This is a genomic window from Nocardia thraciensis (assembly GCF_054782435.1).
In genome coordinates this window covers 125,183-151,152 of the sequence record NZ_BAAGSM010000026.1, presented here as the reverse complement: position 1 = coordinate 151,152, position 25,970 = coordinate 125,183, and the positions used below count along the sequence as shown (strand labels likewise).

General features: G+C 68.5%; 23 protein-coding genes and 2 pseudogenes. 10 read left to right on the top strand and 15 right to left on the bottom strand.

Annotated elements, in window-relative coordinates; translation table 11 throughout:
• Positions 1 to 47: 47 nt before the first annotated feature.
• On the bottom strand, positions 48 to 1,652 hold the full coding sequence (locus ACYVLQ_RS16920; protein WP_460698434.1) for a peptide ABC transporter substrate-binding protein: 1,605 nt from the start codon (positions 1,650 to 1,652) through the stop codon (positions 48 to 50).
• A 291-nt stretch (positions 1,653 to 1,943) separates the two neighbouring features.
• On the opposite strand from ACYVLQ_RS16920, the gene ACYVLQ_RS16915 reads away from it, so the two are divergent.
• Together ACYVLQ_RS16915 and ACYVLQ_RS16910 are read left to right on the top strand one after the other, a co-directional pair.
• A complete protein-coding gene (locus ACYVLQ_RS16915) occupies positions 1,944 to 2,438 on the top strand; it encodes an SRPBCC family protein (protein ID WP_460698433.1) in 495 nt (164 codons plus the stop codon).
• Between the two features lie 7 nt (positions 2,439 to 2,445).
• Positions 2,446 to 2,754 (top strand): hypothetical protein, encoded by a 309-nt coding sequence (locus tag ACYVLQ_RS16910; RefSeq protein ID WP_460698432.1) that lies wholly within the window; start codon positions 2,446 to 2,448, stop codon positions 2,752 to 2,754.
• Between the two features lie 7 nt (positions 2,755 to 2,761).
• Here the strand turns inward: ACYVLQ_RS16910 and ACYVLQ_RS16905 are convergent, their stop codons facing one another.
• The 6 genes and pseudogenes from ACYVLQ_RS16905 to ACYVLQ_RS16880 form a co-directional block, all read right to left on the bottom strand.
• A complete protein-coding gene (locus ACYVLQ_RS16905; RefSeq protein WP_460698431.1) occupies positions 2,762 to 3,220 on the bottom strand; it encodes a pyridoxamine 5'-phosphate oxidase family protein in 459 nt (152 codons plus the stop codon).
• A gap of 25 nt (positions 3,221 to 3,245) precedes the next feature.
• Positions 3,246 to 3,410 carry a hypothetical protein gene (locus ACYVLQ_RS16900; protein ID WP_460698430.1) on the bottom strand — a complete coding sequence of 55 codons (165 nt, stop codon included), beginning with the start codon at positions 3,408 to 3,410 and terminating at the stop codon, positions 3,246 to 3,248.
• Positions 3,411 to 4,140: 730 nt separating this feature from the next.
• A pseudogene (locus ACYVLQ_RS16895) lies at positions 4,141 to 4,500 on the bottom strand (pyridoxamine 5'-phosphate oxidase family protein); the annotation flags it as partial.
• Positions 4,501 to 4,527: 27 nt separating this feature from the next.
• Positions 4,528 to 5,131 (bottom strand): annotated as a pseudogene (locus tag ACYVLQ_RS16890) (class I SAM-dependent methyltransferase).
• A 148-nt stretch (positions 5,132 to 5,279) separates the two neighbouring features.
• Positions 5,280 to 6,389 (bottom strand): FAD-dependent monooxygenase family protein, encoded by a 1,110-nt coding sequence (locus ACYVLQ_RS16885; RefSeq protein WP_460698429.1) that lies wholly within the window; start codon positions 6,387 to 6,389, stop codon positions 5,280 to 5,282.
• A 117-nt stretch (positions 6,390 to 6,506) separates the two neighbouring features.
• Positions 6,507 to 7,544 (bottom strand): saccharopine dehydrogenase, encoded by a 1,038-nt coding sequence (locus ACYVLQ_RS16880; protein ID WP_460698428.1) that lies wholly within the window; start codon positions 7,542 to 7,544, stop codon positions 6,507 to 6,509.
• Positions 7,545 to 7,612: 68 nt separating this feature from the next.
• Between ACYVLQ_RS16880 and ACYVLQ_RS16875 the strand changes: the two genes are divergently transcribed.
• The 3 genes from ACYVLQ_RS16875 (at position 7,613) to ACYVLQ_RS16865 (ending at position 9,508) form a co-directional block, all read left to right on the top strand.
• Entirely contained in the window at positions 7,613 to 8,188 is a 576-nt protein-coding gene (locus ACYVLQ_RS16875) for a TetR/AcrR family transcriptional regulator (protein WP_460698427.1), read from the top strand.
• Between the two features lie 202 nt (positions 8,189 to 8,390).
• A complete protein-coding gene (locus tag ACYVLQ_RS16870; protein WP_460698426.1) occupies positions 8,391 to 8,687 on the top strand; it encodes a hypothetical protein in 297 nt (98 codons plus the stop codon).
• A gap of 134 nt (positions 8,688 to 8,821) precedes the next feature.
• Entirely contained in the window at positions 8,822 to 9,508 is a 687-nt protein-coding gene (locus tag ACYVLQ_RS16865; RefSeq protein ID WP_460698425.1) for a DUF899 domain-containing protein, read from the top strand.
• 65 nt (positions 9,509 to 9,573) lie between these two features.
• Here ACYVLQ_RS16865 and ACYVLQ_RS16860 read toward each other — a convergent pair whose 3' ends face one another.
• Complete coding sequence (locus ACYVLQ_RS16860; RefSeq protein WP_460698424.1) at positions 9,574 to 10,608, bottom strand: acyl-CoA thioesterase; 1,035 nt, start codon at positions 10,606 to 10,608, stop codon at positions 9,574 to 9,576.
• A gap of 230 nt (positions 10,609 to 10,838) precedes the next feature.
• Between ACYVLQ_RS16860 and ACYVLQ_RS16855 the strand changes: the two genes are divergently transcribed.
• Entirely contained in the window at positions 10,839 to 11,369 is a 531-nt protein-coding gene (locus tag ACYVLQ_RS16855) for an SMI1/KNR4 family protein (RefSeq protein ID WP_460698423.1), read from the top strand.
• 129 nt (positions 11,370 to 11,498) lie between these two features.
• Here ACYVLQ_RS16855 and ilvC read toward each other — a convergent pair whose 3' ends face one another.
• From ilvC to ACYVLQ_RS16840, 3 genes are all read right to left on the bottom strand, one after another.
• Positions 11,499 to 12,533 (bottom strand): ketol-acid reductoisomerase, encoded by a 1,035-nt coding sequence (gene ilvC, locus ACYVLQ_RS16850; RefSeq protein ID WP_460698575.1) that lies wholly within the window; start codon positions 12,531 to 12,533, stop codon positions 11,499 to 11,501.
• Positions 12,534 to 12,743: 210 nt separating this feature from the next.
• A complete protein-coding gene (ilvN, locus tag ACYVLQ_RS16845) occupies positions 12,744 to 13,247 on the bottom strand; it encodes an acetolactate synthase small subunit (protein ID WP_114699642.1) in 504 nt (167 codons plus the stop codon).
• Positions 13,244 to 15,163, bottom strand: a complete 1,920-nt coding sequence (locus tag ACYVLQ_RS16840; protein ID WP_460698422.1) for an acetolactate synthase large subunit — start codon at positions 15,161 to 15,163, stop codon at positions 13,244 to 13,246. The genes ilvN and ACYVLQ_RS16840 overlap by 4 nt, the downstream gene beginning before the upstream one ends.
• Before the next feature lie 361 nt (positions 15,164 to 15,524).
• Between ACYVLQ_RS16840 and ACYVLQ_RS16835 the strand changes: the two genes are divergently transcribed.
• The 3 genes from ACYVLQ_RS16835 to ilvD all read left to right on the top strand — a co-directional run bounded on the left by ACYVLQ_RS16835 (position 15,525) and on the right by ilvD (position 18,926).
• Entirely contained in the window at positions 15,525 to 16,055 is a 531-nt protein-coding gene (locus tag ACYVLQ_RS16835; protein WP_460698421.1) for a PH domain-containing protein, read from the top strand.
• Positions 16,056 to 16,401: 346 nt separating this feature from the next.
• Positions 16,402 to 16,608 (top strand): hypothetical protein, encoded by a 207-nt coding sequence (locus ACYVLQ_RS16830; RefSeq protein WP_460698420.1) that lies wholly within the window; start codon positions 16,402 to 16,404, stop codon positions 16,606 to 16,608.
• Between the two features lie 476 nt (positions 16,609 to 17,084).
• Complete coding sequence (gene ilvD / locus ACYVLQ_RS16825; protein ID WP_460698419.1) at positions 17,085 to 18,926, top strand: dihydroxy-acid dehydratase; 1,842 nt, start codon at positions 17,085 to 17,087, stop codon at positions 18,924 to 18,926.
• A gap of 91 nt (positions 18,927 to 19,017) precedes the next feature.
• Here the strand turns inward: ilvD and ACYVLQ_RS16820 are convergent, their stop codons facing one another.
• Positions 19,018 to 19,851, bottom strand: a complete 834-nt coding sequence (locus tag ACYVLQ_RS16820; RefSeq protein WP_460698418.1) for a DoxX family protein — start codon at positions 19,849 to 19,851, stop codon at positions 19,018 to 19,020.
• Between the two features lie 124 nt (positions 19,852 to 19,975).
• Here ACYVLQ_RS16820 and ACYVLQ_RS16815 point away from each other — a divergent pair, with 124 nt between their 5' ends.
• Positions 19,976 to 21,145: a PQQ-dependent sugar dehydrogenase gene (locus ACYVLQ_RS16815; RefSeq protein WP_460698417.1), complete on the top strand. Its 1,170-nt coding sequence runs from the start codon at positions 19,976 to 19,978 to the stop codon at positions 21,143 to 21,145.
• Positions 21,146 to 21,181: 36 nt separating this feature from the next.
• On the opposite strand, the gene gatB is transcribed toward ACYVLQ_RS16815, so the two are convergent.
• Genes gatB through ACYVLQ_RS16800 form a run of 3 tightly spaced genes read right to left on the bottom strand, consistent with a single transcriptional unit; the run spans position 21,182 to position 25,968 of the window.
• Entirely contained in the window at positions 21,182 to 22,693 is a 1,512-nt protein-coding gene (gene gatB / locus ACYVLQ_RS16810; RefSeq protein ID WP_460698416.1) for an Asp-tRNA(Asn)/Glu-tRNA(Gln) amidotransferase subunit GatB, read from the bottom strand.
• A gap of 60 nt (positions 22,694 to 22,753) precedes the next feature.
• The gene (locus ACYVLQ_RS16805; RefSeq protein WP_460698415.1) at positions 22,754 to 25,246 is read right to left on the bottom strand and encodes an FtsX-like permease family protein; all 2,493 of its coding nucleotides are present in this window, start codon (positions 25,244 to 25,246) and stop codon (positions 22,754 to 22,756) included.
• Positions 25,243 to 25,968 carry an ABC transporter ATP-binding protein gene (locus tag ACYVLQ_RS16800; protein WP_460698414.1) on the bottom strand — a complete coding sequence of 242 codons (726 nt, stop codon included), beginning with the start codon at positions 25,966 to 25,968 and terminating at the stop codon, positions 25,243 to 25,245. The genes ACYVLQ_RS16805 and ACYVLQ_RS16800 overlap by 4 nt, the downstream gene beginning before the upstream one ends.
• Positions 25,969 to 25,970 lie beyond the last annotated feature (2 nt).

Below are 25,970 nucleotides of genomic sequence, written 5' to 3'. Positions count from 1 at the left end.
TGTGAACAGATTCACGTCGCCGCAGGCCATCGACCTGCGGCGTCGCTCTATTTCTCGATGTTCTCGAAGTCGAACAGTCCATTCCATGCCAGCGGCGCCCGCGCGACCCGCTCCGACCTACCGGCATTCGAGATGTAATTGAGAATCGGGATGTCGGCCATATCGCGAATCAGCACGGTCTGCGCCTGGGCGATCTGCTCGTACGACTCCTCCGGCGTGGGCGCCGCCAGCGCGGCGTTGAGAAGGCGATCGAACTCGGGATCCGCGTAGTCGATGTCGTTGGTCTCCGAGCCCGAGAGGAAATTTGAGGTCAGGAACTGCAGCATCGACGGGTAGTCGCCCTGCCAGCCGTAGCGGAACGCCTTGCCGAGTGTGCGCGAGTGCACCAGGTCCCGGATCTGCTTGAAGGTTGGGTACGGCACCGCGACCGCCTCGATCCCCAGCGTGTTCTTGATGCTGTTCGCGACCGCCTCCAGCCATGCCTGATGGCCGCCGTCGCTGTTGTAGGCGATCTCGAACCGACCGGACCACGGCGCGATCGAATCGGCCTGTGCCCACAGCTTCTCGGCCTCGTCCGGGTTGTATTCGAGGTTCTGTACGCCGGGCAGGTCGGCGCGGAAGCCCTGCAGCGTGGTGGCGGTGTAGTCGCGCGCCGGGGTCTTGGTCCCGCTCCAGATGGTGTCGCAGATCTGCTGCCGATTGATCGCCATGGACAGCGCCTTACGCCGGAGCAGCCCCTCCTCGCCCCCGAAATGCGGCTGGCTCGGCTGGATGCCGATGCGCTCGTTCTGCGCCGTCGGCTTGCTGATCGCGCGGTCGCCGAGGTCGCGCTTGTACGTGGTCAGCGCGCTCGACGGCATGGTGTCGAGGGCATCGAGATTGCCCGCCAGCAGATCGGAGTAGGCGGTGTCGTAGGACTGGTACATCACGAACCGCAGGCCCTTGTTCTTCGGCGCCCGGCCGCCGTGATAATCCGGATTCGGGACCAGGTCGATCTTGACGTTGTGCTGCCAGGCGCCCGGTTCGGCGAACTTGTACGGGCCGTTGCCGATCGGGTTCTCGCCGTAGGCCTTCATATCCCGGTACGCCGACTCCGGCATCGGATAGAAGGGGGCGAATCCTATCGAGAGCTCGAAGTCGATCGACGGCTGTTTCAGGTCGACGGTGAAGGTGTGGTCGTCGACGACCTTCAGGCCCGACATCGTCTGCGCCCGCGGCGGATCCGCCGAGACCTCGTCATAACCCGCGATCGAGGAGAAAGCCCAGTTCTGGTTCTGGCCGTTGGTGGCGAGCGCGCCGTAATTCCACGCGTCCACAAAGGATTTCGCCGTGACCGCGGTGCCGTCGGTGAACTTCTCGTCCGGCTTTATCGTGATCTTGTAGTGCTGGCGGTCGGGCGACTCGATCGACTGCGCCAATTCGTTGTGCGCCTTGCCGTTCGCGTCGTAGTACTTCAGCCCCGCGAACAACCGGTCCACCACCCGGCCGCCCATATTCTCGTTGGTATTGGTCGGCACCAACGGATTCTGCGGTTCCGCGCCGTTCACGGTGACCAGGTCGGTGTCGCCGTCACCCGACGAGCATCCGATCAGCGCCAGGCTCGTGGCCAGCACCGCCGCCACCGTGATCGCACCAAGTCGTCGATACCTCAACGCCCTCTCCTGTCCTCGAGGCATACGAGTGATCCGGTGCGGGCTCCGGGTTCGCCGACGCGCCGCCCGATCACCTCGGAATGTGTTCGGACAGTAGCCCTGTGCAGGGGTGCTGTCAGCGGATCGGTGTCTCCGCCGCCTGCTCAGCCCCCCAGCCACGCGACATCAGCATCAGGTCGCGCGGCCGACGTGGCGCGGGTCATGCCGCCGGAGCCTTTCGGCGAATATGGAACATATGCTCTAATTTGTTCTAGAGCAAACGCTTCATAAACTCGAAGGAGGGTGACGAGGATGGCCGTGGTCAATATCCACTCCCGGCAGCTGCCGGTGGCCCAGGACGAGGCCGGCGAGCTGATCGACGCGCTCGCGGGCGACGGCGACCGGCTCTGGCCGCAGGACCGCTGGCCGCCCATGCGTTTCGACCGCCCGCTCGGCGTCGGCGCGGTCGGCGGACACGGGCCCGTCCGCTACACCGTCGAGGGCTACCAGCCGGGGCGCTGGATCCGGTTCCGGTTCACCGGCCCGCGCGGCTTCGACGGATTCCACGAGTTCACCGTCCACCCCGGCGGCGGCGGAACGGCCGAGCTGCGGCACCTGCTGTCCATGCGCGCACGGGGACCGGCCCGGTTGTCCTGGCCGCTGGCCTTCCGCTGGATGCACGACGCCTGCCTCGAGGACTCCCTCGACCGGGCGGAACTGGCGGTGACCGGTGCGGTGCGCAGACCGGCCCGGTGGAGCCCGCTCGTCCGGGCGCTGCGGGCGGCAATCGAGCGATTCGGGAGATGACTTCCGGATGGAGAAGAAGGAGAAGAAGATGTCGGTAGGTTTCGTCGCGTTCCATTACCCCGGCCCGGCGCACTTCGAGGAGTTCGTCGGCCGAGTCCACGAGGTCCGGGACTTCCTGATCCAGACCGAGGGATGCCTCGGGGTCGACTGTTGGGCGACCGAGGACGGGACCGCGGTCGTATCGGCCGCGCATTGGGAATCGGAGGAGCTGTACTCGGCGGCCTTCGCGTCGGTCGGCGGCAAGCCCGACGTGGACGCCGACTTCGATGAGCGCGAGGTGCGTCCCCGCGAGTTCTTCAAGCTGTATTCGAGGTAACCAGCGGTCAGAGCGCCGCGATCTCGCGGCGCGGCCCGCCCCGGAAATTCTCCTCGTCGAACAGCACCCAGCTCTCGATGGCGACCTCATACATCCGGGACGCGCCCTCGGGCATGGCGTCGAGCACTCCGGCCGCGTTCGGCCAGCGCGCTACGAATGCGCGGATCTCGGCGTCCACCCCGGTGCCGGGCAGTTGCGTGGCGCGGCCCGTGAACGAGACGCCGCGGGCCGTCCCGCCGAGTTCGGACGGCGGGTTGTGGAGTATCGCGCCGGCGACGGCCGGATCGCGCCGGATGTTGTTCGAGTGCACCCGATCGGTGCGGGAGACGAAGTGCAGGCGGTCGGGGCGGAAGGTGGGCACGTACCAGACGGTGCACACCACCGGCGTGCCGTCCTCGCAGAGTGTCGACAGCTGCATCAGCCCGGCCGCGGCGACGTAGGCCTCCAGGAGTTCTCGTTCACCCACGGTAGGAACCCTAGACGGCCGGGCTTCACCGCAGGCGAGCCACGCGGGCGCGGGCGGTGGCCAGCAGGGTGATCAGCACCGCCATCAGGATCGTGATGCTCCAGGCGCGATGTTGCTCGGGCTGGGCGGCGGCGTCCGGGGGTTCGTGCGGGCGAGGTGGTGCCGGGAGGCCCGGAGCCGTGGCGGGCAATGCCGCGTATCGCGAAATCTCTGGCTCGGACGGAGCGGGCGGCGGCGCTACCGATACCCGAACCGCCGGAGCCGGTGCCGATCAGCCCGGGCAGGAGACTGCTTCCGGTAGCGAGTCCGGACAGCATCATCGAGCCTCCGGCGCTAGGCCGCCCTCACATGTTCGAAAGCAGGTGTGTTCGAAGGGTATTCGTGGCACACGCGGTCCAGGATTGCCCACCGTTGAGAACATGTCGCGACAGATGTGCACGAAAGTCGTTACCCTTGCAAGGGAGTCTGGACGGGCAGCCGATGCCGAAGGGGCGATGACAATGACTGCACCGAACGAACCCGCCCCGCAACGAACCCGGCATGCACTCGGATCCCGTTCTCACCGAGACGGTTCCGCCCGCACCGGCATTCGTCCCGCCGACGCGACGAACCGCTGCTGCGAGCGCCCCGCCGTCCGCCGTCCCGCACCACGTCGCCGCCCACCGCAACCGATTCCGCGACAACCGTCGCGAGATTCCCGCACAGGCGCCCTGATCGGCCTCGGCCTCACCGTAACCAGCGTCCTCCTCCTGGCCGCCGCCTGCCTCGTCACCAACTCCTCGGACAGCACCCCCTTGCACATCTCGGCAGGTGCGGACCTGTCCGCCGCACCCGAAGCAGTCGACGCCACGCGGCCGTGCCCCGAGGCTCCGAGCGACGGATAGCGGCGGCATGGGTAACGAGTTCGGCCACCGCCGCCCTCACCGGTCGCGCTCCAGCTCACGCGTGGGTGACACGAGGACGGCGGTGCGGCGCTTCTCGCGCATCACCCGGTCGTAGGTCTCCCAGTCGTCGTGCGTCCCACCGGCGGCCGTGAAGATCTCGCGGAGCAGGAGGCGGAGTCGTCCATCGTCGACATCCGGGTGCGGGTCGTCGGGCCCGATCAGCTGGGCCGCGCCCTCGACCGTGGCCCACTGCCAACCACCCCGGACGGTGACCGCGATAGTCGAATCGCGGCGCAGGTGAGCAAGTTTCGCGGTTCCGCCCCGCGCCACGAACCCTACGACATCGGCATCACCCAGCGGATGGCGCAGGACGCCCGCGTTGACGACCGTGGCCTGCGGTGAAGGCGGGCAGGTCCGTCACGGTCATATCCCCGCTGTCCGTTCGATTCTCGCGAGCCACGCCGGTCCGCCGCGCTCGTCGTGGAATCTGGTCCGAATCCGGTCCGGTTCAAGGGAGACGATATTCCATCCAGCGGTGGGGGCGAACGCCGCCGTCAGCTCCGCATGGCTGACGGGGTGCGGTGCGGTATCGGGGCCCGCGTCGCTGAAGCACAGTACATACAGCGTCCCGCCGGGTTCGGTGGCCGATGCCAGGCTGGCCACGTATACCGGCCGCTCGGCCTCGTCGAAGGTGTGGAACAGTCCGCAGTCCAGCACCGTGCCGAACCGGCGGCCCACACGCTGCAGTTCGAGAGCATCGGCCGCGGCGAATTCCGCCCCGATCCCCCGCTCCACCGCCCTTCTTCCGGGCGATCGCCAGCGCGGTCTCGGCAACATCGACGCCCAGCACCGGTAACCCCAGGGCGGCGATGTGCAGAGCGTTTTCGCCTGTGCCACAACCAGCGTCGAGCACCGCACCGGAGAACCCGCCCTCGGACGCCACCCGCGCCACCGCCGGTTGCGGCCCGTCGATATCCCACGGCGCGGGACCGTCCCGGTAGGACGCGTCCCAGCGGCGGCCCGTCATTCGTTCATGACTCGTCGGGTGACGATCATTGAATGGATCGGAACCGGCGCGGCCCAGCTCTGACACGATAGTGACCTCCCATACCGCCGACGGTGACTTCATCATGGCATGCCGGCCCACGGGTATCGGCGATATCCGGCCGACCGATTCAGCCGTGCGCGCCGGATGACCGCCGCAGGCCGATGGTCGCGGCGGCGACGCGCGGTGCCATCATGTGCACCGGGGATTTGTCCATATTCAGCACGTCCAGAAATGTCGCCGCCGTCGCCGGGTCGTGCGCGGCGGCCCGGAAAACCCTGGCCATGCCGGAATGCAGCAGCGATTTCGCGCTCGCTGAACCGACGGGCACCGACGGCAGTGCGATATCACTGAACTTGGTCAGCCACCACGGGGTACGCAGCATGCGGCCCACGCGTCGGTAATAGCGGCGGGGCAGGTCCCCGGTCCCCCGCCGCAGGACCTCGTCGAGCAGGTCCGCGGTAATGGCCGCGACGGTCATTCCATTGCCGTAGATGGGATTGAAACAACACACCGCGTCGCCGATCGACAATATTCCGCCGGGCGGGCGATCGAGCAGTTCGTACCGGCGCCATACCGCCGTCTTGAACCGGTATGTAGCCACCTCGTCGATGGGGGCGGCGCGGCGCAGTACGGCGGCGACATCGTCGTGGGCGAACTCCGCGGCGAAGTTCAGCAGTTCGCCGGGAGTGGTCGGGGGGTGATTCCGCCTCCCGACGCCGAACGCCGACAGCACCCACATGTCCCCCTCCTGGGCCGCGAACCCGAACCCGCGCGGCCGAGTGGGCGTCGGGCCGACCAGGATCACCCTGTCGCCGCCGACGGCATCCAGCGGCAGCCGGAAATGACAAGTGGCATAACCGATGTCGACAGGCACCTGGTCCTCGCGCGGCGTGGGTAGCCCAGCGATTCGAGCCAGGCGCAGGAGCGCGAACCCCGGCCCATCGCATCGACCACCAGATCGGCGCGAATCGGTTCCTCGCCCGCCTCCCGGCGCACCACTCGCACTCCACCTATGCCCGGGAAAGCGCGACTCGGCGATATCGGCGGCCCGCATCAGCAGTCCGTGCGAATGCTGTCCCTGCGGAACGCCCCTGCGCTTGATTCCCTCGTCCGTCAACCGATCTCGCTCCACGACGGTAACCGCCGCACAGTGGTCGGCCAGAATCCGTGCCGCGAACAGACCCGCGATTCCGCCGCCGAGCACCACCGCGTGTTCGCCTGTTTCGATATCGCGCACGCCCGGTCCCTCACTCGGTGTCGAACAAACCACGGCGACCGTAACCCCGACAAGGGCGGGCCCGCAGGGCGTAACACCCGCGCTGGGAAGACGGCCAGCACCGTCCCAGGTCTGACGCTACGAGCCGCCGTCTTCTCGGGTATCGACGATGAGAGTGCCTATCTCACGCATCCGCTCGACCGCATCGGCGGGGTCGAGTATTGCCTCGGGGGTATGAATTCCGGGCGCCACCGGATCACCGCGCAGACCGATCAGCCGTTCGACACCGATGGCGACACCCAGCGCGGTCAACGGGCGCTGCCCGCGCGGGTGGACCAGGTGGCGGGAGACACGCAGCGAGGCGCCCGCCGTGTCCAGGCCGTCGATCTCGATCCGCACCTCGGCGGAGGGTGATTCGCCGCGCCGGCGGCCCGCCGATTCGCCCACCGCGAAGTCGACGCGAACATTCGACGCGCCGGTCGCGAGGCCGAGACTCGGAACATCGGGGATGGCGATGCTCTGGCCGGGCACCAGGGTGCCGTCGACGCTGCGCACCTCCGCCTGCGCCTCGGCGCCCGCGATCCAGGTGAAAACGCCGTCACGGCGAATCAGCCCCGCCGTGGTGGCGGCGGCCAGGCGATCCAGGTCCGCCATCCCCGCGGGCCCACCGGCATCCGTCTCGTCCAGCACGGTGCCGATGCGGAGGGAGTCGACGCTCCCGAATCGCTTCGCCGCGTCCAGTGCGGCGAGGACGACGAGACCGGCGAAGTAGTGGCTGGCCAACAGGATCGGCGCGGCATCGCCATTCTGCGCGCCCGCTATGACCTCGGGCGCGATGTCCACCAGCCCGTTCGAGATGCTCAGGTACGGCACCCCGTGCCGCTGCGCGTAGCCCAGTCCGTGCAGTTTCCGGTCCCACAGCGCCGCGACTACCGCCGAGTAATCGTCGTCGGCCCGGAGGCCGAGATCGCCACGGTCCAGATCGATGACCACCGCCGTCGCGGCACCCAACTCGGCGGCCACTCGCTGCGCGCGACCGAGATCGCGGGCCGCGATCGTCAGCGGTAGCGCCGGGTACCAGCGCCGCAGCAGGGCCGCCGTACCCGCGCCCGCCTGCCCGGATCCACCCATCACCAGCACCGGTTTCCTCGGCTCGACCATGGTTTCCACTCCCATACAGTTAAGCTACATTTTGTAACCTACACTTTGTAGCTAGAATGGGGCGACACCGCAAGGGAGGTTCGATGAGTCCGACCCGCCTGTCCAAACAGGCTCGGCGCGAGCAATTGCTCGATACCGCCCTGGCGATCGTGCGCACCCAGGGCGCCGATGGATTGACCCTGGTCACCCTCGCCGAGGCCGCGGGCGTGAGCAGGCCGATCGTCTACGACCATTTCGCCACCCGCCCCGGTCTCCTGATCGCCCTGTACCGGCAGCTCGAGGAACGCCACCGCACGGCCGCGGCGCAGGCATTGCAGGCCGCCGCACCCACACTCGCGGAGACGGCCCGCGCCGCCAGCACCGCCTACTTCGCCTGCGCCACCGACATGCCGGAATTCGCCGCCATTTCCGCTGCGCTGAAAGGAGATCCGGAGATGGAGGCGGTTCAGCGCGAGATCTCCGACGCCTACGTCGATCTGATGTCCGACTCTCTGCGGCCCCACACCGACCTCGCCCCGGACCTGATCCGATTGCGCTGCATCGGGATTCTGGGCGCGGCCGAGGCGATCGCGGCGGAACTGAACGGCGGGCGGACGACATCCGCCGATGCCGTTGCCGCACTTGCGGATTTGATCGCGAGCAGCCTCGGTCGCCGATAACGTACGGGCGATCGACGTGCAGGTCAGCCCTGGGCGTCCACTTGACCTCAACCACGCTCGAGATCAAGCTCAGGGTGTTCCCCCAGTTGGCCTCATCCTCACGGGGGATTTGTTCCCGGTACTGGTGCCAACACCCGTGACCTTCCGGCTGTGATGCGCGAGAGTGGGTGCAGTTCAGTTGGAAGGATTCACCTTGTTCTCGATGAATAAACATGCCGCCGCGCGCACCATCGCGCGGGTGGCCGTGGCGGGGGCCGTCGTGGCCGCTCCGCTTGCTTTTCTTGCGATTCCGGCGCAGGCCGAGACGGTCAGCGATCAGGTCACCACCGAGGTTCGGCACGGGCACGGGAAACCGTGGGACCGCGACGACATCTGGGACAACCGATGGAATCGCCACGACCGCTGGGACGATGACTGCGATCCGTGGGACCGCCGCCACCACCATCCGGGTAATGGCTGGCGCCAGGCATTCCCTCCGGGGTTGTTCGGTAGCAGCTGATCCCGGTCTGCGACGGCCCGGCATCGCACGGGGTGCCGGGCCGTCGTACGCGGAACCCCGATCGCACGGCGATGAATTCGGCCGGTGCGCGCGGTCTATACCTGTGAACCCCGCACATCTCCAGGGAGGACCGTATGAGCACCAACGCACTGCCGCCCGTCGTCGACGCCGAGACCTGGCGAAAGGAACTCGACGCGCTGCGCGTTCGCGAGAAGGCGGCGACCCGGGAACTCGACGCGATCGCCGCCCAGCGCCGCCGCCTGCCGATGGTCGAGATGCCCGACTACACCCTCGAGGGCGAGGAGGGGCCGATCCGACTGGCGGAGATCTTCGGCGACAAGCCGCAGCTGATCGTCTACAACCACATGTGGTTCCCGGGCAAGACATGGCAGTGCCCCGGCTGCACGGGTCTCACCTCGCAGTACACGCGGTTGGAATTCCTGGACAACTACGACGCCCGATTCGTCGTCGTCACCCAGGGGCCGATCGATGAGGCGCTCGAATACAAGAAGCGGGTCGGGAACAAGATGACGTGGTACTCCACGGCGAACAGCCCGTTCGGTACCGACGTCGGCGCCCCGCCCGGAGCCGGATTCGCCCTCAACGTATTCCTCCGCGACGGCGACACCGTGTACCGCACCTGGCACACCGATGGCCGTGGGACAGAACAGATCAGCTACACGTTCCCGCTCATCGACCTGCTGCCCTACGGACGGCAGGAGGAATGGCAGGATTCCCCCGAGGGCTGGCCCCAGTCCCCCACCTACAGCCGCTGGAGCAACTCGGAGACCATCGCCGCCCGCTACGGCCCGGACGCGTGAGTCCGCCAGCCGGACCGGCGAACACAACCCACTGACCCGCGTGAGCTGACAGGCGGTCGCCGTACCTAGCGCGACACCGGCACCCGGAAGTGGTTGGGTTCGGCATCGTCGGGCACGGCGCTCGCCGAGGTGAAAGGCTCCACCAGCGTGCGCAATTCGATGAGGTGGCGGGCGTGCGCGTCGAGCTCGCGATCTTCCTCGGACACCGGCGCCCACTGCTGAACGGGCTGGGCCTTCCCTTCCGCGCCGACCGCGACCACGACGGCCAAACCATGTGCGGCGAGCACTGTTTCGTCGGAGTGGGCGTCCGTGGCCGTGACATGCACGCTGATATGCATGCTGCGCGGGCCCGTGTGAATCAGCCGCGCGGTCACCTCCACGGCGTGGCCGATGACGATCGGGCGGTAGAACCGGATCCCGCCGAAATAGGATGTCAGCACATGCTGTCCGGCCCAATCCGCGCCACAGACGTAGGCGGCCTCATCGATCCACTGCATGATGCGGCCGCCGTGCACCTTGCCGCCCCAGTTGATATCCGAGGGTGCGGCCAGGAATCGCAGGGTGACGCTCGGGGCGGTGCCCGCGGCGGTATAGCGCTGGGCGGCCATCGCCGCCTCGATGCGACTGCGCACGGCGACGCGGGCCCGGGCCTGGCGGTGCCGCTGCTGCTCCAGGATCGTCGACGGATTCCATTGCGGCACTTCGACTGTGCGCCTGTCATCGTCGACCGCGACGAAAATGGTCAGGCACTGGGCGCTCTGGACCGGCTTCACGCGAGTGGGATCGGTCGAGTACACCGTCACGAGGATGTGCATGCTGGTGCGGCCGGTGTGCACGAGCTTCGCGTGCAGCTCCACCAGCTCACCGGCCGCGATGGGCCGGTCGAGGTGAATATTGCCGACATAGGCGGTGACGCAGTAGTGCCCGCTCCACTGGGCCGCCGCGGCGTAGGCGACCTTATCGATCCACTCGAGCAGTTTGCCGCCGTCCACCGAGCCGACGATCCCCGCGTCGGCGGGCTTGACGAGGAATCGGTGGATCGCCTCGGGGCGGCGACCGGCCGTGGCCGGGTTCGGGACGGAGCGGGATGAGTTGGTCAAGGTTCGCATTCCGTTCGGGCAGAGAAGATTCGGATATTCGTTTCCCTGACTCCGTTGTCCCGCAGCACAGTAGGCGCCCGCGCGGGTTACGGGCGAGTAGCGGACTTCTCGGTACCGGTGGTATTCGACACATCGGCGTTACGGGCGAAATGTGAGCCTTCCGAGCCGGATTCGGTGCGGTCTCGGAGGCTTTCTCCCCGGCGGCGGCCGGTTTGCTGCACAATCGTCGGGTGACTGCGGCCATGGAACAACTCCGTCAGCTTGTCCCGCCACCCGCGCCCGCACCGGATACCGACTGGAACAGCGTGGAGCGCACGATCGGCCTTCGGTTGCCCGCCGATTACAAGGAGTTCATCGACACCTACGGAGGGAGCCGGTGGGAGAACTACCTCTACGTGCTGGCGCCCGGTTGTCCGAACGACAGCTACGACCTGTTCGAGTGGAAGGACTGGCAGGCCGAGGCGCTGGAGGGCCTCTGGGAGTTCGAGCCGAAGCCCGCCGAGCTGACGGAGGAGGGGGCCCGCGTCATCCCCTGGGCCACCACCGACAACGGCGAAATGCTCTACTGGCTGATCCGCCCAGGGCAGGGGCCCGACGACTGGACCGTCCTGATCAACGAGGGCCGCGGGCCCCGGTGGGAGCACGTCCCTCACACCTGCACCCAGTTCCTCGCCGCGGCACTGACCGGCGACCTGCGGCCGGTTCTGTTGTCCGACAACTACTTTCCGCTGTCCGATCACAGGGTGGAGCAGGTCGCCTGAGGGGATTCCGGCCAAAAGCGTGCCGGAAATAATGAAGGGCGTGCCCGGGAATAGTGAAGGGCGGGCCGGGAATGACGGCGGGGCCTCCGTCGAATGACGGGGGCCCCGCTACCGGAATTACGGTGCGACTCAGGCGGTCTCGGTGATGGGGCGGTCGACCCAGCTCATCAGGCCGCGGAGCTTGGCGCCGGTGACCTCGATGGGGTGCTCGGCGTTGGCCTTGCGCAGGGACTCCAACTCCTTGTTGCCGCCCTCGACGTTGGCGACCAGGCGCTTGACGAAGGTGCCGTCCTGGATGTCCTTCAGGATCGCCTTCATGCGCTCCTTGGTATCGGCGTCGATGACCCGCGGGCCCGACAGGTAGCCGCCGAACTCGGCGGTGTCGGAGACCGAGTAGTTCATGCGCGCGATGCCGCCCTCGTACATCAGGTCGACGATCAGCTTCAGTTCGTGCAGGACCTCGAAGTAGGCCATCTCCGGCGCGTACCCGGCCTCGACCATGACCTCGAAACCGGTCTTGACCAGCTCTTCGGTGCCGCCGCAGAGCACGGCCTGCTCGCCGAACAGGTCGGTCTCGGTCTCCTCCTTGAAGGTGGTCTTGATGACGCCCGCGCGGGTGCCGCCGATGCCCTTGGCCCACGACAGCGCCAAGGCCTGACCCTCGCCCTTCGGGTCCTGGTCGATGGCGATCAGGGCCGGAACGCCCTTGCCGTCGATGAACTGGCGGCGGACCAGGTGGCCCGGGCCCTTCGGCGCGACCATGCCGACCGTGACGTTGCCCGGGGCCTTGATCAGGCCGAAGTGGATGTTCAGGCCGTGGCCGAAGAACAGCGCGTCGCCGTCCTTCAGGTTCGGCTCGATCTCCTCCTTGAAGATCGCCGCCTGCGCGGTGTCGGGGGCGAGCACCATGATGACGTCGGCCCACTCCGACACCTCGGCGGGAGTGCCGACGGTCAGCCCGGCCTCCTGCGCCTTCTCCCGCGACTTCGAGCCTTTCTTGAGGCCGATGCGCACCTCGACGCCCGAGTCACGCAGGCTCAGCGAGTGCGCGTGGCCCTGGGAGCCGTAGCCGATGACGGCGACCTTGCGACCCTGGATGATCGACAGGTCGGCATCGTCGTCGTAGAACATCTCGACTGCCACTTTTGCTATCCCTTCTTGGATTTCTCTGTATTAAGCGTTGGGCCCCCGGCCAAAAGCGTGCCGGGGATGTTGGTTGCTACCCACGTGCCGGGGATGCTGGTTTGCAGCCCACGTGCCGGGGATGCTGGTTTGCAACCCGCGTGCCGGGGATGCTGGTTGCTACCCGCGTGCCGGGGGATATTGGGTTGTTCACGCCGGGATGGCGGTTACTACTACCCACCGCGGCGAGCGTTAGCGAGTCGCGGTGATGGACTTGGGTCCACGTCCCACGGCCACGACACCGGACTGCACGATCTCTCGGATCCCGTACGGTTCCAGCATCCGCAGCAGCGCGTCGAGCTTCGACCGGGTGCCGGTCGCCTCGATGGTGAGCGCGTCGGGCGACACGTCGATGACCTTAGCCCGGAACAGGTTCACCGATTCGATCACCTGGGTGCGCACGCTGGCGTCGGCGCGCACCTTGACCAGGATCAGCTCGCGGGCCACCGAGCCGTCGGAGTCCTGCTCGACGATCTTGATGACGTTCACCAGCTTGTTCAGCTGCTTGGTGACCTGCTCGAGGGGCAAGTCCTCGACCGTCACGACGATGGTCATGCGCGAGATCTCGGGGACCTCGGTGCCGCCGACCGCGAGCGATTCGATATTGAACCCACGCCGGGAGAACAGGCTCGCCACACGGGCGAGCACGCCCGGCTTGTCCTCCACCAGCACGCTCAGGGTGTGGGTCGTACTCATGCCTCGGTCCCCTTCTGGGCCTTCTCGTGCGACATCGCCTCGTGGATGACGGCGGGCTCGGCGACCGCCTCGTCGTCGTCGAACAGCGGGCGGATGCCGCGGGCGGCCATGATCTCGTCGTTGGAGGTGCCCGCGGCGACCATCGGCCACACCTGGGCGTCCTTGCCGACGATGAAGTCGATCACCACGGGACGGTCGTTGATGGACTGCGCCTCGCGGATGGCGGCCTCCACCTCGGCCTCGGACTCCACCCGAATTCCGTGGCAGCCCAACGCCTCCGCGAGTTTCACGAAGTCGGGGATGCGCAGGGTGTGGGTGCCCAGGTCGGTGTTGGAGTAGCGCTGCTCGTAGAACAGGGTCTGCCACTGCCGGACCATGCCCAGATTGCCGTTGTTGATCAGCGCGACCTTGATCGGCACGCCCTCGACGGCGCAGGTGGCCAACTCCTGGTTGGTCATCTGGAAGCAGCCGTCGCCGTCGACCGCCCAGACCTCCTTGTCGGGCGCGCCCATCTTGGCGCCCATGGCCGCCGGGACGGCGTAGCCCATGGTGCCCAGGCCGCCGGAATTCAGCCAGGTGCGCGGCTTCTCGTACTTGACGAACTGCGCGGCCCACATCTGGTGCTGGCCGACGCCCGCGACGTACACGGCATCCGGACCGGCCAGCTCGCCCAGCTTCTCGATCACGAACTCCGGCGACAGCGAGCCGTCGGACGGCGGGGTCCAGCCCAGCGGGAATTGCTTGCGGATGCCCTCGAGGTAGGTCCACCAAGTCGAAAGGTCCAGCAGCCGAGCGCCCTTGGCGGCCGGGTCGGCCTTCAGGGTCTCGATCAGCTCGGCGATGACCTCGCGGCAGTCGCCGACGATCGGCACGTCGGCGTGCCGGTTCTTGCCGATCTCGGCCGGGTCGATATCGGCGTGGATCACCTTGGCCTTCGGGGCGAACGAGTCCAGCTGGCCGGTGACGCGGTCGTCGAAGCGCGCGCCGAGGGTGACCAGCAGGTCCGACCGCTGCAGTGCCGCAACGGCTCCCACGGTGCCGTGCATGCCGGGCATGCCCATGTTCAGCTGATGGCTGTCGGGGAACGCGCCGCGCGCCATCAGGGTAGTGACCACCGGAATGCCGGTCAGCTCGGCCAGTTCCAGCAGTTCCTTGGACGCCTCGGCCTTGATCACGCCGCCGCCCACGTAGAGCACCGGCGACTTCGACTCCATGATCATGCGAGCGGCCTCGCGCACCTGCTTGCCGTGCGGCTTGGTCACCGGGCGGTAGCCGGGCAGCCGCATCTCCGGCGGCCAGGTGAAGGAGGTCTGCGCCTGCAGCACATCCTTGGGGATGTCGACCAGCACGGCGCCCGGGCGGCCGGTCGACGCCAGGTGGAAGGCCTCGGCGATCACGCGCGGGATGTCGATCGCCTCGTTGACCAGGAAGTTGTGCTTGGTGATCGGCATGGTGATGCCGGAGATGTCGGCCTCCTGGAAGCCGTCCGTGCCGATCAGCGAGCGGGCGACCTGGCCGGTGATGGCGACCAGCGGCACCGAATCCATCTGCGCGTCGGCGATCGGGGTGACCAGGTTGGTAGCGCCCGGGCCGGATGTGGCCATGCACACGCCGACCTTGCCCGTGGCCTGCGCGTACCCGGTGGCGGCGTGGCCCGCGCCCTGCTCGTGCCGGACGAGGACGTGACGCACCTTGGTGGAATCGAACAGCGGGTCGTAGACCGGGAGTACCGCACCGCCCGGAATGCCGAAGACCGTGTCGACGCCGAGCTCCTCGAGGGAGCGGACGACGGACTGCGCGCCGGTCACCTTCTCGGGCGGGACCTGGCGGCGGGCGCCGGTCGCGGGTGTCGGCTGCTCAGCCGAGGGCGCTGGCCTGCGAGCCGAGGGCCCGGGCCGTGCGGTAGGTGCGCTCACCGTCTTTTCCTTTACTGCTTGTTGTCCTTGTCACAGAACATGCCTGAACATAAAAAAGCCCCCGACAGCCGATGGCTGATCGAGGGTGGCGCGTCGCAGCTGCGAGCTTGACGTTGTCAGGCTCAGCGCTGGACGCGCCGGCCGATTACGAGAAGCTCGATTCGATTCACGTGCACGACGGTATGCGCGCGAGAGTCGATGAGTCAAATTGCTTGACGTGTGGTGTCCCATTATGTGAGACGGGGCGGTTTCCGCTGTCTGTCCACCGTGATGCGAGGATGGGGGTGTGTCATCGTCGCAGCAATCCGTGCCACCTGCTCGATCGTCCCATACCGCCGACGCGGGATCGGATACGGGTCGTGTGATCAGAATCCCCCGGCTCGGTCATATCGGGGTGCTCATGCTGGCGTTCTGCGTGGCCTTCCCGTTCTTCGGGTGGCCCGCGGTGCTGTGGGTGCTGTTCGTGATCCCGGCCGCGGTCGCCGTGTGGATCGAGCGCACCCGCACGACCGTGTCCGAACGCGGGCTGGATCTGCGGACCCTGTTCGGCTCCCGGCATATCGACTGGTCGCAGATCAAGGGCCTGCGCATCCCCAAGCGCGGGTATGTGCGGGTGCACCTGGTCGACGACTCCGAGGTGGCGCTGCCCGCGGTCGGCTACGACCGCCTGCGCACGCTGGTCGAGGCATCGAACGGCCGCATCCCCGACCCCTTCACCCAGCCCGAGGACGACACCGCTCCCCTGGCGGACGAGTCAGACTCGTCCCCGGCCGCCGACGCCCCGGCCTCGAACGCCGACACCGAGGCCGACCAGCCCACACCGTCGGCCGAGACCATCCCGTCCCCGGAGGTCGACAGCCCCGATTCGAAGGCCGACGCCGAACGCGACTGACGACAAGCAACACGCGCCTACCGGTCGGCAGAGTCTCGGTTCGCGCACCCCGCGTTAATTCTCGCACCCGCTACAACGCTTGTAGGGGGTGCGGGAGTGTGCGCGGGGTGCGGGAATGCGTGGTCTGCCGTCCGCGTGGGGGTGTGGGGTACGGGGGTCGGGGCGAGGGCGCGCCGTATAACGAGCCACGCCGGGGGATTTGGTGAAATCACGAGGGCGGAGCGGTGTGATGGGACAATCGACTCAGCGCACGGTGTGTGCGAGGCGTCTCATCGGCTACGAGGGGCGTGGGCGCGTGGTGCGTGGCCGCCGGTCGGACGGGGGCGGAGAAGGTACGAGGACTGCCATGAAGACCAAAACAGGAACCGTACTTGTCCTCATCTGGCTGATCATCGGGTTCGTTGCCGCGGCGCAGCGGCACTACTTCGACAGTGGGCCGATCACGTGCGCCTCCTTCGGCAATATCGTCCTGACGATCGTCTCGGGCCCGCTCAACTACATGGGTGTCAACCCACATCTGGGCGATTGCGAACTCCCGCAACCCAGTCCGTGATCACCGGCCGGCCACCGGGCTTCCATCATCGGCGGCCATAGCGGCCCGCGAACGGTCACGGTCGGCCACCGGTTGGCGCACGCGGGCATGCGCGGGGCCGTCGACATGGTCCATGTCGCCCGGAGATGCCCGGGGACAGCTCGATCCCGGCGTACATCGGATTGTGGTGGTGCACCAGTTCGGTCCGGTTGCTGATCCGCTCGTCGGCGAGGACCGCGCGCACCGGGTGGCTCGCGGCGGGAACAATGTCGCGGGTTCCAGCGCTGACCCAGGTACCGCACGCCGCCGCGGCCTATCGGCTCCGGTCGGCAGCTGATCACGGACGACATCCACCCGGGATCCGCGGGCGAGGCGCCCACCGGCGCATCCGCCCCCGTCGCGCGGGAGTACCGTTGAATAGCCGCCGAGATACTCGGCACCGTCGCCGACCAGCCCCGGGCGACCCGAGTTCACCGACCGACCTAGGACCCGTACCCATGCCACCGCTTCGTTCACGCACCACCACCGCCGGACGCAATGCCGCGGGCGCTCGCGCCCTGTGGCGCGCGACCGGCCTCACCGATTCCGACTTCGGCAAGCCGATCGTCGCCATCGCGAACTCCTACACGCAGTTCGTGCCGGGACACGTGCACCTGAAGGACGTCGGCGAGATCGTGGCGGATGCGGTACGGGCCGCGGGCGGGGTGCCGCGCGAGTTCCACACCATCGCGGTCGACGACGGCATCGCCATGGGGCACGGCGGCATGCTGTACTCGCTGCCGTCCCGCGAGATCATCGCCGACTCCGTGGAGTACATGGCCAACGCGCACACCGCCGACGCGCTGGTGTGCATCTCCAACTGCGACAAGATCACCCCCGGCATGCTGAACGCCGCGATGCGGCTCAACATCCCGGCCGTATTCGTCTCCGGCGGCCCGATGGAGGCCGGTAAGGCCGTGGTGGTCGGCGGCGTCGCGCAGGCACCGACCGACCTGATCACCGCCATCTCCGCCAGCGCCTCGTCCGCCGTCGACGACGAGGGCCTGTCCGAGGTCGAACGCTCCGCGTGCCCGACCTGCGGCTCCTGTTCCGGCATGTTCACCGCCAACTCGATGAACTGTCTCACCGAGGCACTGGGCCTGGCCCTGCCCGGCAACGGCTCCACCCTCGCCACCCACGCGGCCCGGCGCGCGCTGTTCGAGCGGGCGGGCACCACCATCGTCGACATCGCCACCCGCTGGTACCGCGACCACGACGATTCGGTGCTGCCGCGAAATGTGGCGAACGAGAAGGCCTTCCGCAATGCGATGGCCCTCGATGTCGCCATGGGCGGCTCCACCAACACCGTGCTGCACACCCTCGCCGCCGCGCAGGAGGGCGACATCGACTTCGACCTCGACACCATCGACGAGATCTCCCGCCGCGTGCCGTGTCTGTCGAAGGTCTCCCCCAACTCCGACTACCACATGGAGGACGTGCACCGCGCCGGCGGCATCCCCGCCATCCTGGGCGAGTTGCGCCGCGCGGGGCTGCTGGAGACCGACGTCACCACGGTCCACACGCGCGGCATCGACGAGTGGCTCGATGCCTGGGACATCCGCTCCGGCAAGGCTTCCCAGGAGGCCATCGAGCTGTTCCACGCCGCGCCGGGCGGGGTGCGCACCACCGAGCCGTTCTCCACGAGCAACCGGTGGTCGTCACTGGATACCGACGCCGCGGGCGGTTGCATCCGCGACCTCGCGCACGCCTATACCGTCGAGGGCGGGCTGTGCGTGCTCAAGGGCAATATCGCCCCCGACGGCGCCATCCTCAAGACCGCGGGCATCGATGAGGACCTGTTCACCTTCGAGGGCCCGGCCGTAGTGGTCGAATCCCAGGAGGAGGCCGTGTCGGCCATCCTCGGCAAGAAGATCCAACCCGGCGATGTGGTCGTGGTCCGCTACGAGGGTCCCTCCGGCGGGCCCGGCATGCAGGAGATGCTGCACCCCACTTCGTTCCTGAAGGGTCTGGGGCTGGGCAAGCAGTGCGCGCTGATCACCGACGGCCGCTTCTCCGGCGGCACTTCCGGCCTGTCGATCGGCCACATCTCCCCCGAGGCGGCCAGTGGCGGCACCATCGGCCTGATCGAGAACGGCGACCGCATCCGCGTCGACGTGCACACCCGCGCGCTCGAATTGCTGGTCCCCGACGAGGTTCTCGCCGAGCGCCGCGCGAAAATGGAAGCCTCCGAACGCCCTTGGCAGCCGATCGGCCGCGACCGGCCGGTGACGACCGCCCTGCGCGCCTACGCCGCACTCGCGACGTCCGCCGACAAGGGCGCCGTCCGCCGCGTGCCGTAAGGGATCCCGGCGAAAAGCATGCCGGGAATGAAGTGGTGCCACGCAGGGGGCCTGGCGTGGCAACTCGTCCGCGGGTGCGGGGGCGCGACGCTCAGTCGATGATGCCGACGAAGGGGTTGCCGCCGTGCAGGACCAGCCAGCCGCCGATGGCCGCGGCGATGGCGAGGATCAGGACCAGGAACGACCCCCAGGCGGGGCGGGAGGACCAGCCGCGGTTGCGGTCGAAGGACAGGCGGCCGGGGCCGACGAGGATCACCACCGCGGCCAGGCCCGCGAGGATGGCTTCCAATTCGACGATCTTGTACTGGAAGCCGGGCGCCATACCCTCCTTCCACAGCAGGGCGTCGGTGATCGCGGCCAGCACCGCGCCCGCGGCCAGCGGCGTGGCCAGGCCCAGCACCAGCAGCGCGCCGCCGCCCACCTCCGCGACGGTGAGCATGGCGGTGGACATCTCGATGTGCTTCCAGCCGCCCTGCTCCAGCATCTGCCGGGTGCCGTCCAAGCCGGGGCCGTGGAACCAGCCCGCCAGCTTCTGCGTGCCGTGGTAGAGGAAGGTCAGGCCCAGGATCAGACGCAGAATCAGCAGACCCAGATCCTGTGTCCCTCGGCGGGATTCGCGCCGCTTGCGCAGGGTTTCGGTCGGGGCGGTCGTCGACGGCGGGATGGTGGCGAAAGCGTACGTGGGCGCCTCCGACTCGGCGGGGCGAGAGCCGGGCTCGGCGGCCGCTGCGGCGGGCGGGACGTCCGGATCCAGGCCCAGGTCGTCGTCGGTGCGCGGCACATCCTTGCCCGTCGCGGGCCGGACCGGGGGGAACTCGCCGGTGGGATTGTCGAAGGGGCTGGTGGCCGCGTGCTCTGTCGTCTCGTTCGCAGGCTTCGCGGGTGGCTCGTTCGACTCCGGGGTCTCATTCGGCTTGTCCGTCACGGGCTCAGAGTATGACGGGTGATCAGCTCGAGCGCTGTCCGACAACGGCGTGTCCACGACACCCGCGCTCCGCGCCAACCCCCGGTGCGAGCGCAGGCGGAGGTATTTCCGTAACGTCTGAGCCATGAGTGTGGTTGTCACCGGCACGAATGATGGTCAGGGGTCCCGTCCGGGCCGCATCCGATACGGCCGTGTCGTGTTGGGCCTGACCCTCGCCGCCGGTCTGTTGGCAGGTTGCGCCCGCTTCGACGAATCCGCGAACGACCCGTTCACCCCCGCGCCGACCGTCCGGCCCGAGGGCGTCGACCCGACCACACCGCAGCCGCCGCCCACGAAGAAGCGGCCGCCCGGTCCCTGCGAGGACCCGGACCCGACGGTCGTGGCCAGCTGCGTGAACGAGGCGACGGGCGTGGTCGCCCTGCCCGACGGCACCACCGGGCTGGTCGGCGAGCGCGCCACCGGCAAGATCTTCCTGATCGATACCCAGGACCCGGGCCCGTGGCCCTACTACCTCAAGCAGATCGCGGAGGTGGACGTGGACGCCTCCGGCGACGGCGGGCTGCTCGACGTCACACTGTCGCCCACCTACAGCCAGGACCGCCTGCTCTACGCCTACATCTCCACCGGCAGCGACAATCGCGTGGTCCGGATCGGCTCCGACGGCACCCCGAAGCCGATCGTCACCGGAATTCCCAAGAGCGACACCGGGAATCGCGGCTCGGTCGAATTCGTCGCGGCCGACAAGATGGTCGTGCTGACCGGCGACGGCGGCAACCCCGGCGCCGCGGCCGATCAGGGTTCGCTGGCGGGCAAGCTGCTGCGGATCAACAATCCGATCCCCGGCAACAACTCGCCGGACGTGCTGGCCTCCGGGATCGGCACCGCGGGCGGTGTCTGCCCCGACGCGCAGGGCGATATCTGGTTCACCGACCGCACCCCCGCCGCCGACCGGCTGCAGCGCCTGACGCCGGACGGGACGGTGACCACGGCGTGGAACTGGCCCGATCACCCGGGCGCGGCCGGTTGCGTCGCGGGCGGGGACTTCGTGGCCGTCGCCATGTCCGATGCGAAGGGCATGGCAATGGCCAAGGTGGAGCAGGACTCTCGCGCGATCACCACCGCGCCCGCCCTGCTGTACCAGGACAAGTGGGGCCGGTTGAACGACGCCGCCCCGGGGCCGAACGGCCTGATCTGGGCCAGCACCTCCAACAAGTTCGGCGGCCAGCCCACGCCGACCGACGACCGCGTGGTCGTGATCTCGCCGACCGGCGGCGGCGGAGGCGGACCCGACTAGGGAACGATGGCGGCCGTTCGGCCGGAATTATCTGGCCTATGCCGCGCCGCAGGCGGCGAGGACCAGCTCGCGGACTCGGGCGGCGTCGGCCTGGCCGCGGGTGGCCTTCATGACGTCGCCGACGATCTTGCCCGCGGCCTGCACCTTGCCGGAGCGGATCTTGTCGGCGATATCGGGGTTGGCGGCCAGCGCCTTGTCGACCTCGGTCTGCAGCGCCGAATCGTCGGAGACCATGCCCAGGCCCTTGGCCTCGACGATCCGGCCCGGATCGCCCTCGCCCGCGAGCACGAAGTCGACAACCTGCCGGGCGACCTTGCTGTTGATGGTCTTGGCGTCCACCAGCGCGACCACCTCGGCGACCTGCTTCGGGCTGATCGGCAGCTCGTCGAGGGAGACCTCGCGGTCCTTCGCCTTCTCCGTCAGGTAGTTGACCCACCAGGACCGGGCGGCGTCGACCGAGACGCCCGCGTCGACCGTCGCGATGATCAGGTCGAGGGCGTCGGCGTTGATCAGGTCGCGGAAGACCTCGTCGGACAGGCCCCAGTCGGACTGGATGCGGGCGCGGCGCAGCCACGGGTACTCGGGTATCGTGCCGCGCAGCTCGTCGACCCAGGCGGTGTCGGGAGCGACCGGCTCCAGGTCGGGCTCCGGGAAGTAGCGGTAGTCCTCGGCGGTCTCCTTGGGGCGGCCGGGCGAGGTGGTGCCGTCGGTCTCGTGGAAGTGGCGGGTCTCCATGACGATGCTGCCGCCCGCGGCGAGCACCGCGGCCTGGCGACGCATCTCGTAGCGCACCGCGACCTCGACGCTGCGCAGCGAGTTCACGTTCTTGGTCTCGGTGCGGGTGCCGAATTCGCTGGCGCCCTTGGGCATCAGCGAGACGTTGGCATCGCAGCGCAGCGAGCCCTGCTCCATCTTCACATCGGACACATGCAGCGACTTCAGCAGATCGCGCAGCGCGGTGACGTAGGCGCGGGCCACCTCGGGCGCGCGGTCCCCGGCGCCGGTGATCGGCTTGGTGACGATCTCGATCAGCGGCACCCCCGCGCGGTTGTAGTCCAGCAGCGAGTGGCTGGCGCCGTGGATGCGACCGGTGGCGCCGCCCACGTGCACCGACTTACCGGTGTCCTCCTCCATGTGCGCGCGCTCGATCTCGACCCGGAAGGTGGTGCCGTCGTCGAGCGGGACCTCCAGGTGGCCGTTGGTCGCGATCGGCTCGTCGTACTGGCTGATCTGGTAGTTCTTCGGCTGGTCGGGGTAGAAGTAGTTCTTGCGGGCGAACCGGCCCCACGGGGTGATCGAGCAGTTGAGCGCCAGGCCGATGCGGACCGCGGCCTCGACGGCCTGCTGGTTCACCACCGGCAGCGAGCCGGGCAGGCCGAGGCATACCGGACACACCTGGGTGTTCGGCTGGGCGCCGAACGTCGTGGGGCACCCGCAGAACATCTTCGTCGCGGTACCCAGTTCGACGTGGACCTCCATGCCCAGCACCGGCTCGTACCGGTCGACGACATCGGCGTAGTCCATCAAGTCCACCGTGGGTGCAGTCATGGTCCACAGTCTATGTAAAGGACGCGAGTCGCCCGGAGCCGGAGACCCTCCTACTCCCGATCAGTCGGCGGCGATGGCGTCGACGATCGGCATGCGGGCCGCGCGGAAGGCCGGGGGGATGGAACCCAGCAGGGCCAGGAAGAGCGCGGCGACGCCGTACACCAGCAGGATCGGGCTCGGCTCGTAGACCACGTCGATGGTCATGGCCTGGCCCATGGCGAGGCTGGCGAGATACTGGACCGCGGCACCGGTGGCCAGACCGATTGCGGCGCCGGTCAATCCGATGCCCGCGGCCTCGGTGAGCACGGTGCGGAGCATGAAGCGGCGGCTGGTGCCCATGGCGCGCAGCACCCCCATCTCTCGGCGGCGCTCCAGCACCGACAGCATCAGGGTGTTGAGCAGCGCGGCCGTCGACACCAGCACCACGATCCAGAGGATGGAGGCCGACAGCGACGTACCCTGTTGCACGCCCTGGGCCACCGCGGCCACCGCCTCCTGCCCGGTATCGACCGCCAGGTCCGGTCCGGCGACCGCGCGGACCGCGTCCAGCACCGCCGCCTTGTCCGCGCCGGGCACGATGTCCAGGCCGAGAATCGTCTCCCCGGGCCGTTCGTACCACTGCCGCAGGATGTCGATATTCATCAGAACGATGCCGGAGATCGCCGAGAAGTACGGAATCACCTGCAGCACTTCGACCTTGTGGATGCCCGTGGGAGTGGGCATATCCAGCCGCGAACCGTCCCGCACCCCCAGCGAACTCGCCACATCGCGCGACAGCACCACGCCCTCGCCGGTCGACATCTTCTGCTGCGTGGCGGGACTCAGCCCTCCGATCAGGGAACCTCGCACCCCGTCCTCGTAGGCCTGCAGCATCACCCGGTCGCGGCCCAGGGTGGCGAACGCCATCTGCGCGGCGCCCACGCTGGCCACCCCCGGCACCGCGCGGACGCGATCCTTCAGGTCGGCCGGAAGCAGTGGCCCCGTGGGGAATTCGGCCAGCGCGGACGGACTGATATAGGCGTCCCGGTCGCCGAGGTCCTGGAACGACGCGGTCGCCGAATCGACCAGATTGCTGGAGGCGCCGCCCATCGCGACGGTCGCGGTGACGCCGATCATCACGGTCATGACCGTGGCCCACACCCGGCGCGGGGATCGCTCGATCGTCGTGGCGCCGAGCGCCCCCGGCGCTCCGAACAGCCGCGCTATACCCGCGGCCAACTTGATGATCGGCCCCGTCGCGGCGAAGCACAGCGACACCGCCCCGGCGATCGACAGCGAGATCGATGCCAGGGACAACCGGCCGAGTTTCGCCTCGGCGATGAATACCGCCGCCACGATCATCGCGATGCCGTTGGCCAAGGCGAGCCAGCGCAGCAGCGGCCGCACCACATCCGCCTTCGACACCCCCACGGGAACCAGCGCCTCGATCGGCTCGACCTTGTAGATCTGCCGGGCGGCGATCGCCGCGGCCGCGACGCTGGCGAGCACACAGGCCGCGATCGCGGTCGGGACCGCGTACCACGGCACCATGTACTCGGTGCGGGTCTCCACCGCCGCCATCATCGCCGACGGTATCTTGTCGATCGCGGTGCGCCCGGCGAACATGCCGATCACCGCCCCGATGGCGCCGCCGACCACGCCGAGTATCGCGGCCTCCGCGATCAGATCGCGGACCATGGGCCCGCGTTTGCCGCCGATCGCGCGCAGCAGTGAGAGCGTCGGGCGGCGTTGCGCCACAGCCATACTCATCGCGTTGTAGATGAGGAAGGCCGAAACGATCAGTGCGGCGGCCGATGCCATCGTGGTGGAGAAGCGCACCAGCTGAATAGCGCCGCCCGCCTGGGCGGAACGCAGGCTCGGATCGGCGACCACCGCGCGCCCGCCCACGGCCGCGGTGACGTCCGAACGTAGCTGGCCCACATCGGTATCCGGGCGGGGCACGATCTGAATCGAGTCCAGCATCCCGGTGCGGTTCACCAGCTGCTGTGCCACCGGGAGCGTCGCGACCACGATGTGGCCGCCGTTGAGATCCTTCGAGGCGGCCTCGTCGATCACCCCCGCGACCGTCACCTCGGACGAGCCCAGACGGAACTTCTCCCCCTCCGACCGTCCCATGGCCGCGCCCACCAGCACGCCGTTGGGCACCGTCAGCAGCTTCGCCGCCTCGCCGCGCATGGGGGCGTCCAGGTCACTGCCCAGCGACGTCACGCTCGAGTCCGCGCCGACGAGCAGCGTCCGGTCGGCGGGGTTGCCCACCCGGGTCCGCAGCATCGGCACGGCCGCCTCCACCCCCGGTACCGCGCGAATCTGTTGCAGCAGTTGCTGATCGAAGCCCGACTCGGTGACCCCGGATACCTCCAGTGCGGCCTTGCCACCCAGCGCGTGTGTCAACTTGTCGACCGAGCCCGTCACCGAACCCGCGATGCTCAGCACCGACACCAGCAGCGCCGCCGAGACCGCCATCACCGCCATCGACATGGCGGTGCGGCCGCGATGGATCAGCAGCTCCCCGATGTTGAACAGCCGCAACCGGTCCCAGCCCGCACCGATCACGCGCGCACCGCCTTGTCCGCGATCTCGGCGGCGTTCGCGCGCCCGCGCTCCACCTTGTCGTTCGAGCCGATCTGCCCGTCGCGCAACGTGATCACCCGGTCGCTGTACTGCACCGCCCCCATGTCGTGGGTGACCATGACGACCGAGTTGCCGGAGCCGGAGATCTCACCCAGCAGCTCCAGGATCGCCGCGCCGGTCTTGGAATCCAGGTTGCCCGTGGGCTCGTCGGCGAGGATCAGCGGGGGATCCATGATCAGCGCCCGCGCCACCGCCACCCGCTGCATCTGCCCGCCCGACAGCTCGGCCGGGCGATGTTCGGCGCGGTCGCCGAGGCCGACCAGATCCAACAGCTCCAGCGCCCGCGGCTTGGCCTTGCGTAACCCGGTGCCGTCCAACAGCTTCGGGATCGCCACGTTCTCCCAGGCCGAGAGCGTCGGCAGCAGGTTGAAGAACTGGAAAACGAAACCCACTCGGTGCCGCCGGAATTCGGACTGGCGCTCGTCGTCGAGCGAGCCGATCTCCTCACCCTGGAAGGTGATGGATCCGGAGTCCGGGGAATCCAGCGCGCCGAGCATGTGCAGCAGGGTGCTCTTGCCGGAGCCGGACGGGCCGATGATCGCGGTGAATTCGCCACCCTCGATGCGCAGGCTGACGCCGTCGAGGGCGCGCACCCGCTGCTCCCCCACCCGGTATTCCTTGATGACGTCGGTCAGTTCCAACACGG

Bases quoted from the DNA above. Each gene is read 5' to 3' on its own strand.
- gatB (WP_460698416.1), bottom strand. From the start codon at position 22,693: ATGACTGCACCCACGGTGGACTTGATGGACTACGCCGATGTCGTCGAC.
- ACYVLQ_RS16910 (WP_460698432.1), top strand. From the start codon at position 2,446: ATGGAGAAGAAGGAGAAGAAGATGTCGGTAGGTTTCGTCGCGTTCCAT.
- ACYVLQ_RS16830 (WP_460698420.1), top strand. From the start codon at position 16,402: ATGAAGACCAAAACAGGAACCGTACTTGTCCTCATCTGGCTGATCATC.
- ilvN (WP_114699642.1), bottom strand. From the start codon at position 13,247: ATGAGTACGACCCACACCCTGAGCGTGCTGGTGGAGGACAAGCCGGGC.
- ACYVLQ_RS16875 (WP_460698427.1), top strand. From the start codon at position 7,613: ATGAGTCCGACCCGCCTGTCCAAACAGGCTCGGCGCGAGCAATTGCTC.
- ACYVLQ_RS16915 (WP_460698433.1), top strand. From the start codon at position 1,944: ATGGCCGTGGTCAATATCCACTCCCGGCAGCTGCCGGTGGCCCAGGAC.
- ACYVLQ_RS16815 (WP_460698417.1), top strand. From the start codon at position 19,976: ATGAGTGTGGTTGTCACCGGCACGAATGATGGTCAGGGGTCCCGTCCG.
- ACYVLQ_RS16880 (WP_460698428.1), bottom strand. From the start codon at position 7,544: ATGGGAGTGGAAACCATGGTCGAGCCGAGGAAACCGGTGCTGGTGATG.
- ACYVLQ_RS16865 (WP_460698425.1), top strand. From the start codon at position 8,822: ATGAGCACCAACGCACTGCCGCCCGTCGTCGACGCCGAGACCTGGCGA.
- ilvD (WP_460698419.1), top strand. From the start codon at position 17,085: ATGCCACCGCTTCGTTCACGCACCACCACCGCCGGACGCAATGCCGCG.
- ACYVLQ_RS16870 (WP_460698426.1), top strand. From the start codon at position 8,391: ATGAATAAACATGCCGCCGCGCGCACCATCGCGCGGGTGGCCGTGGCG.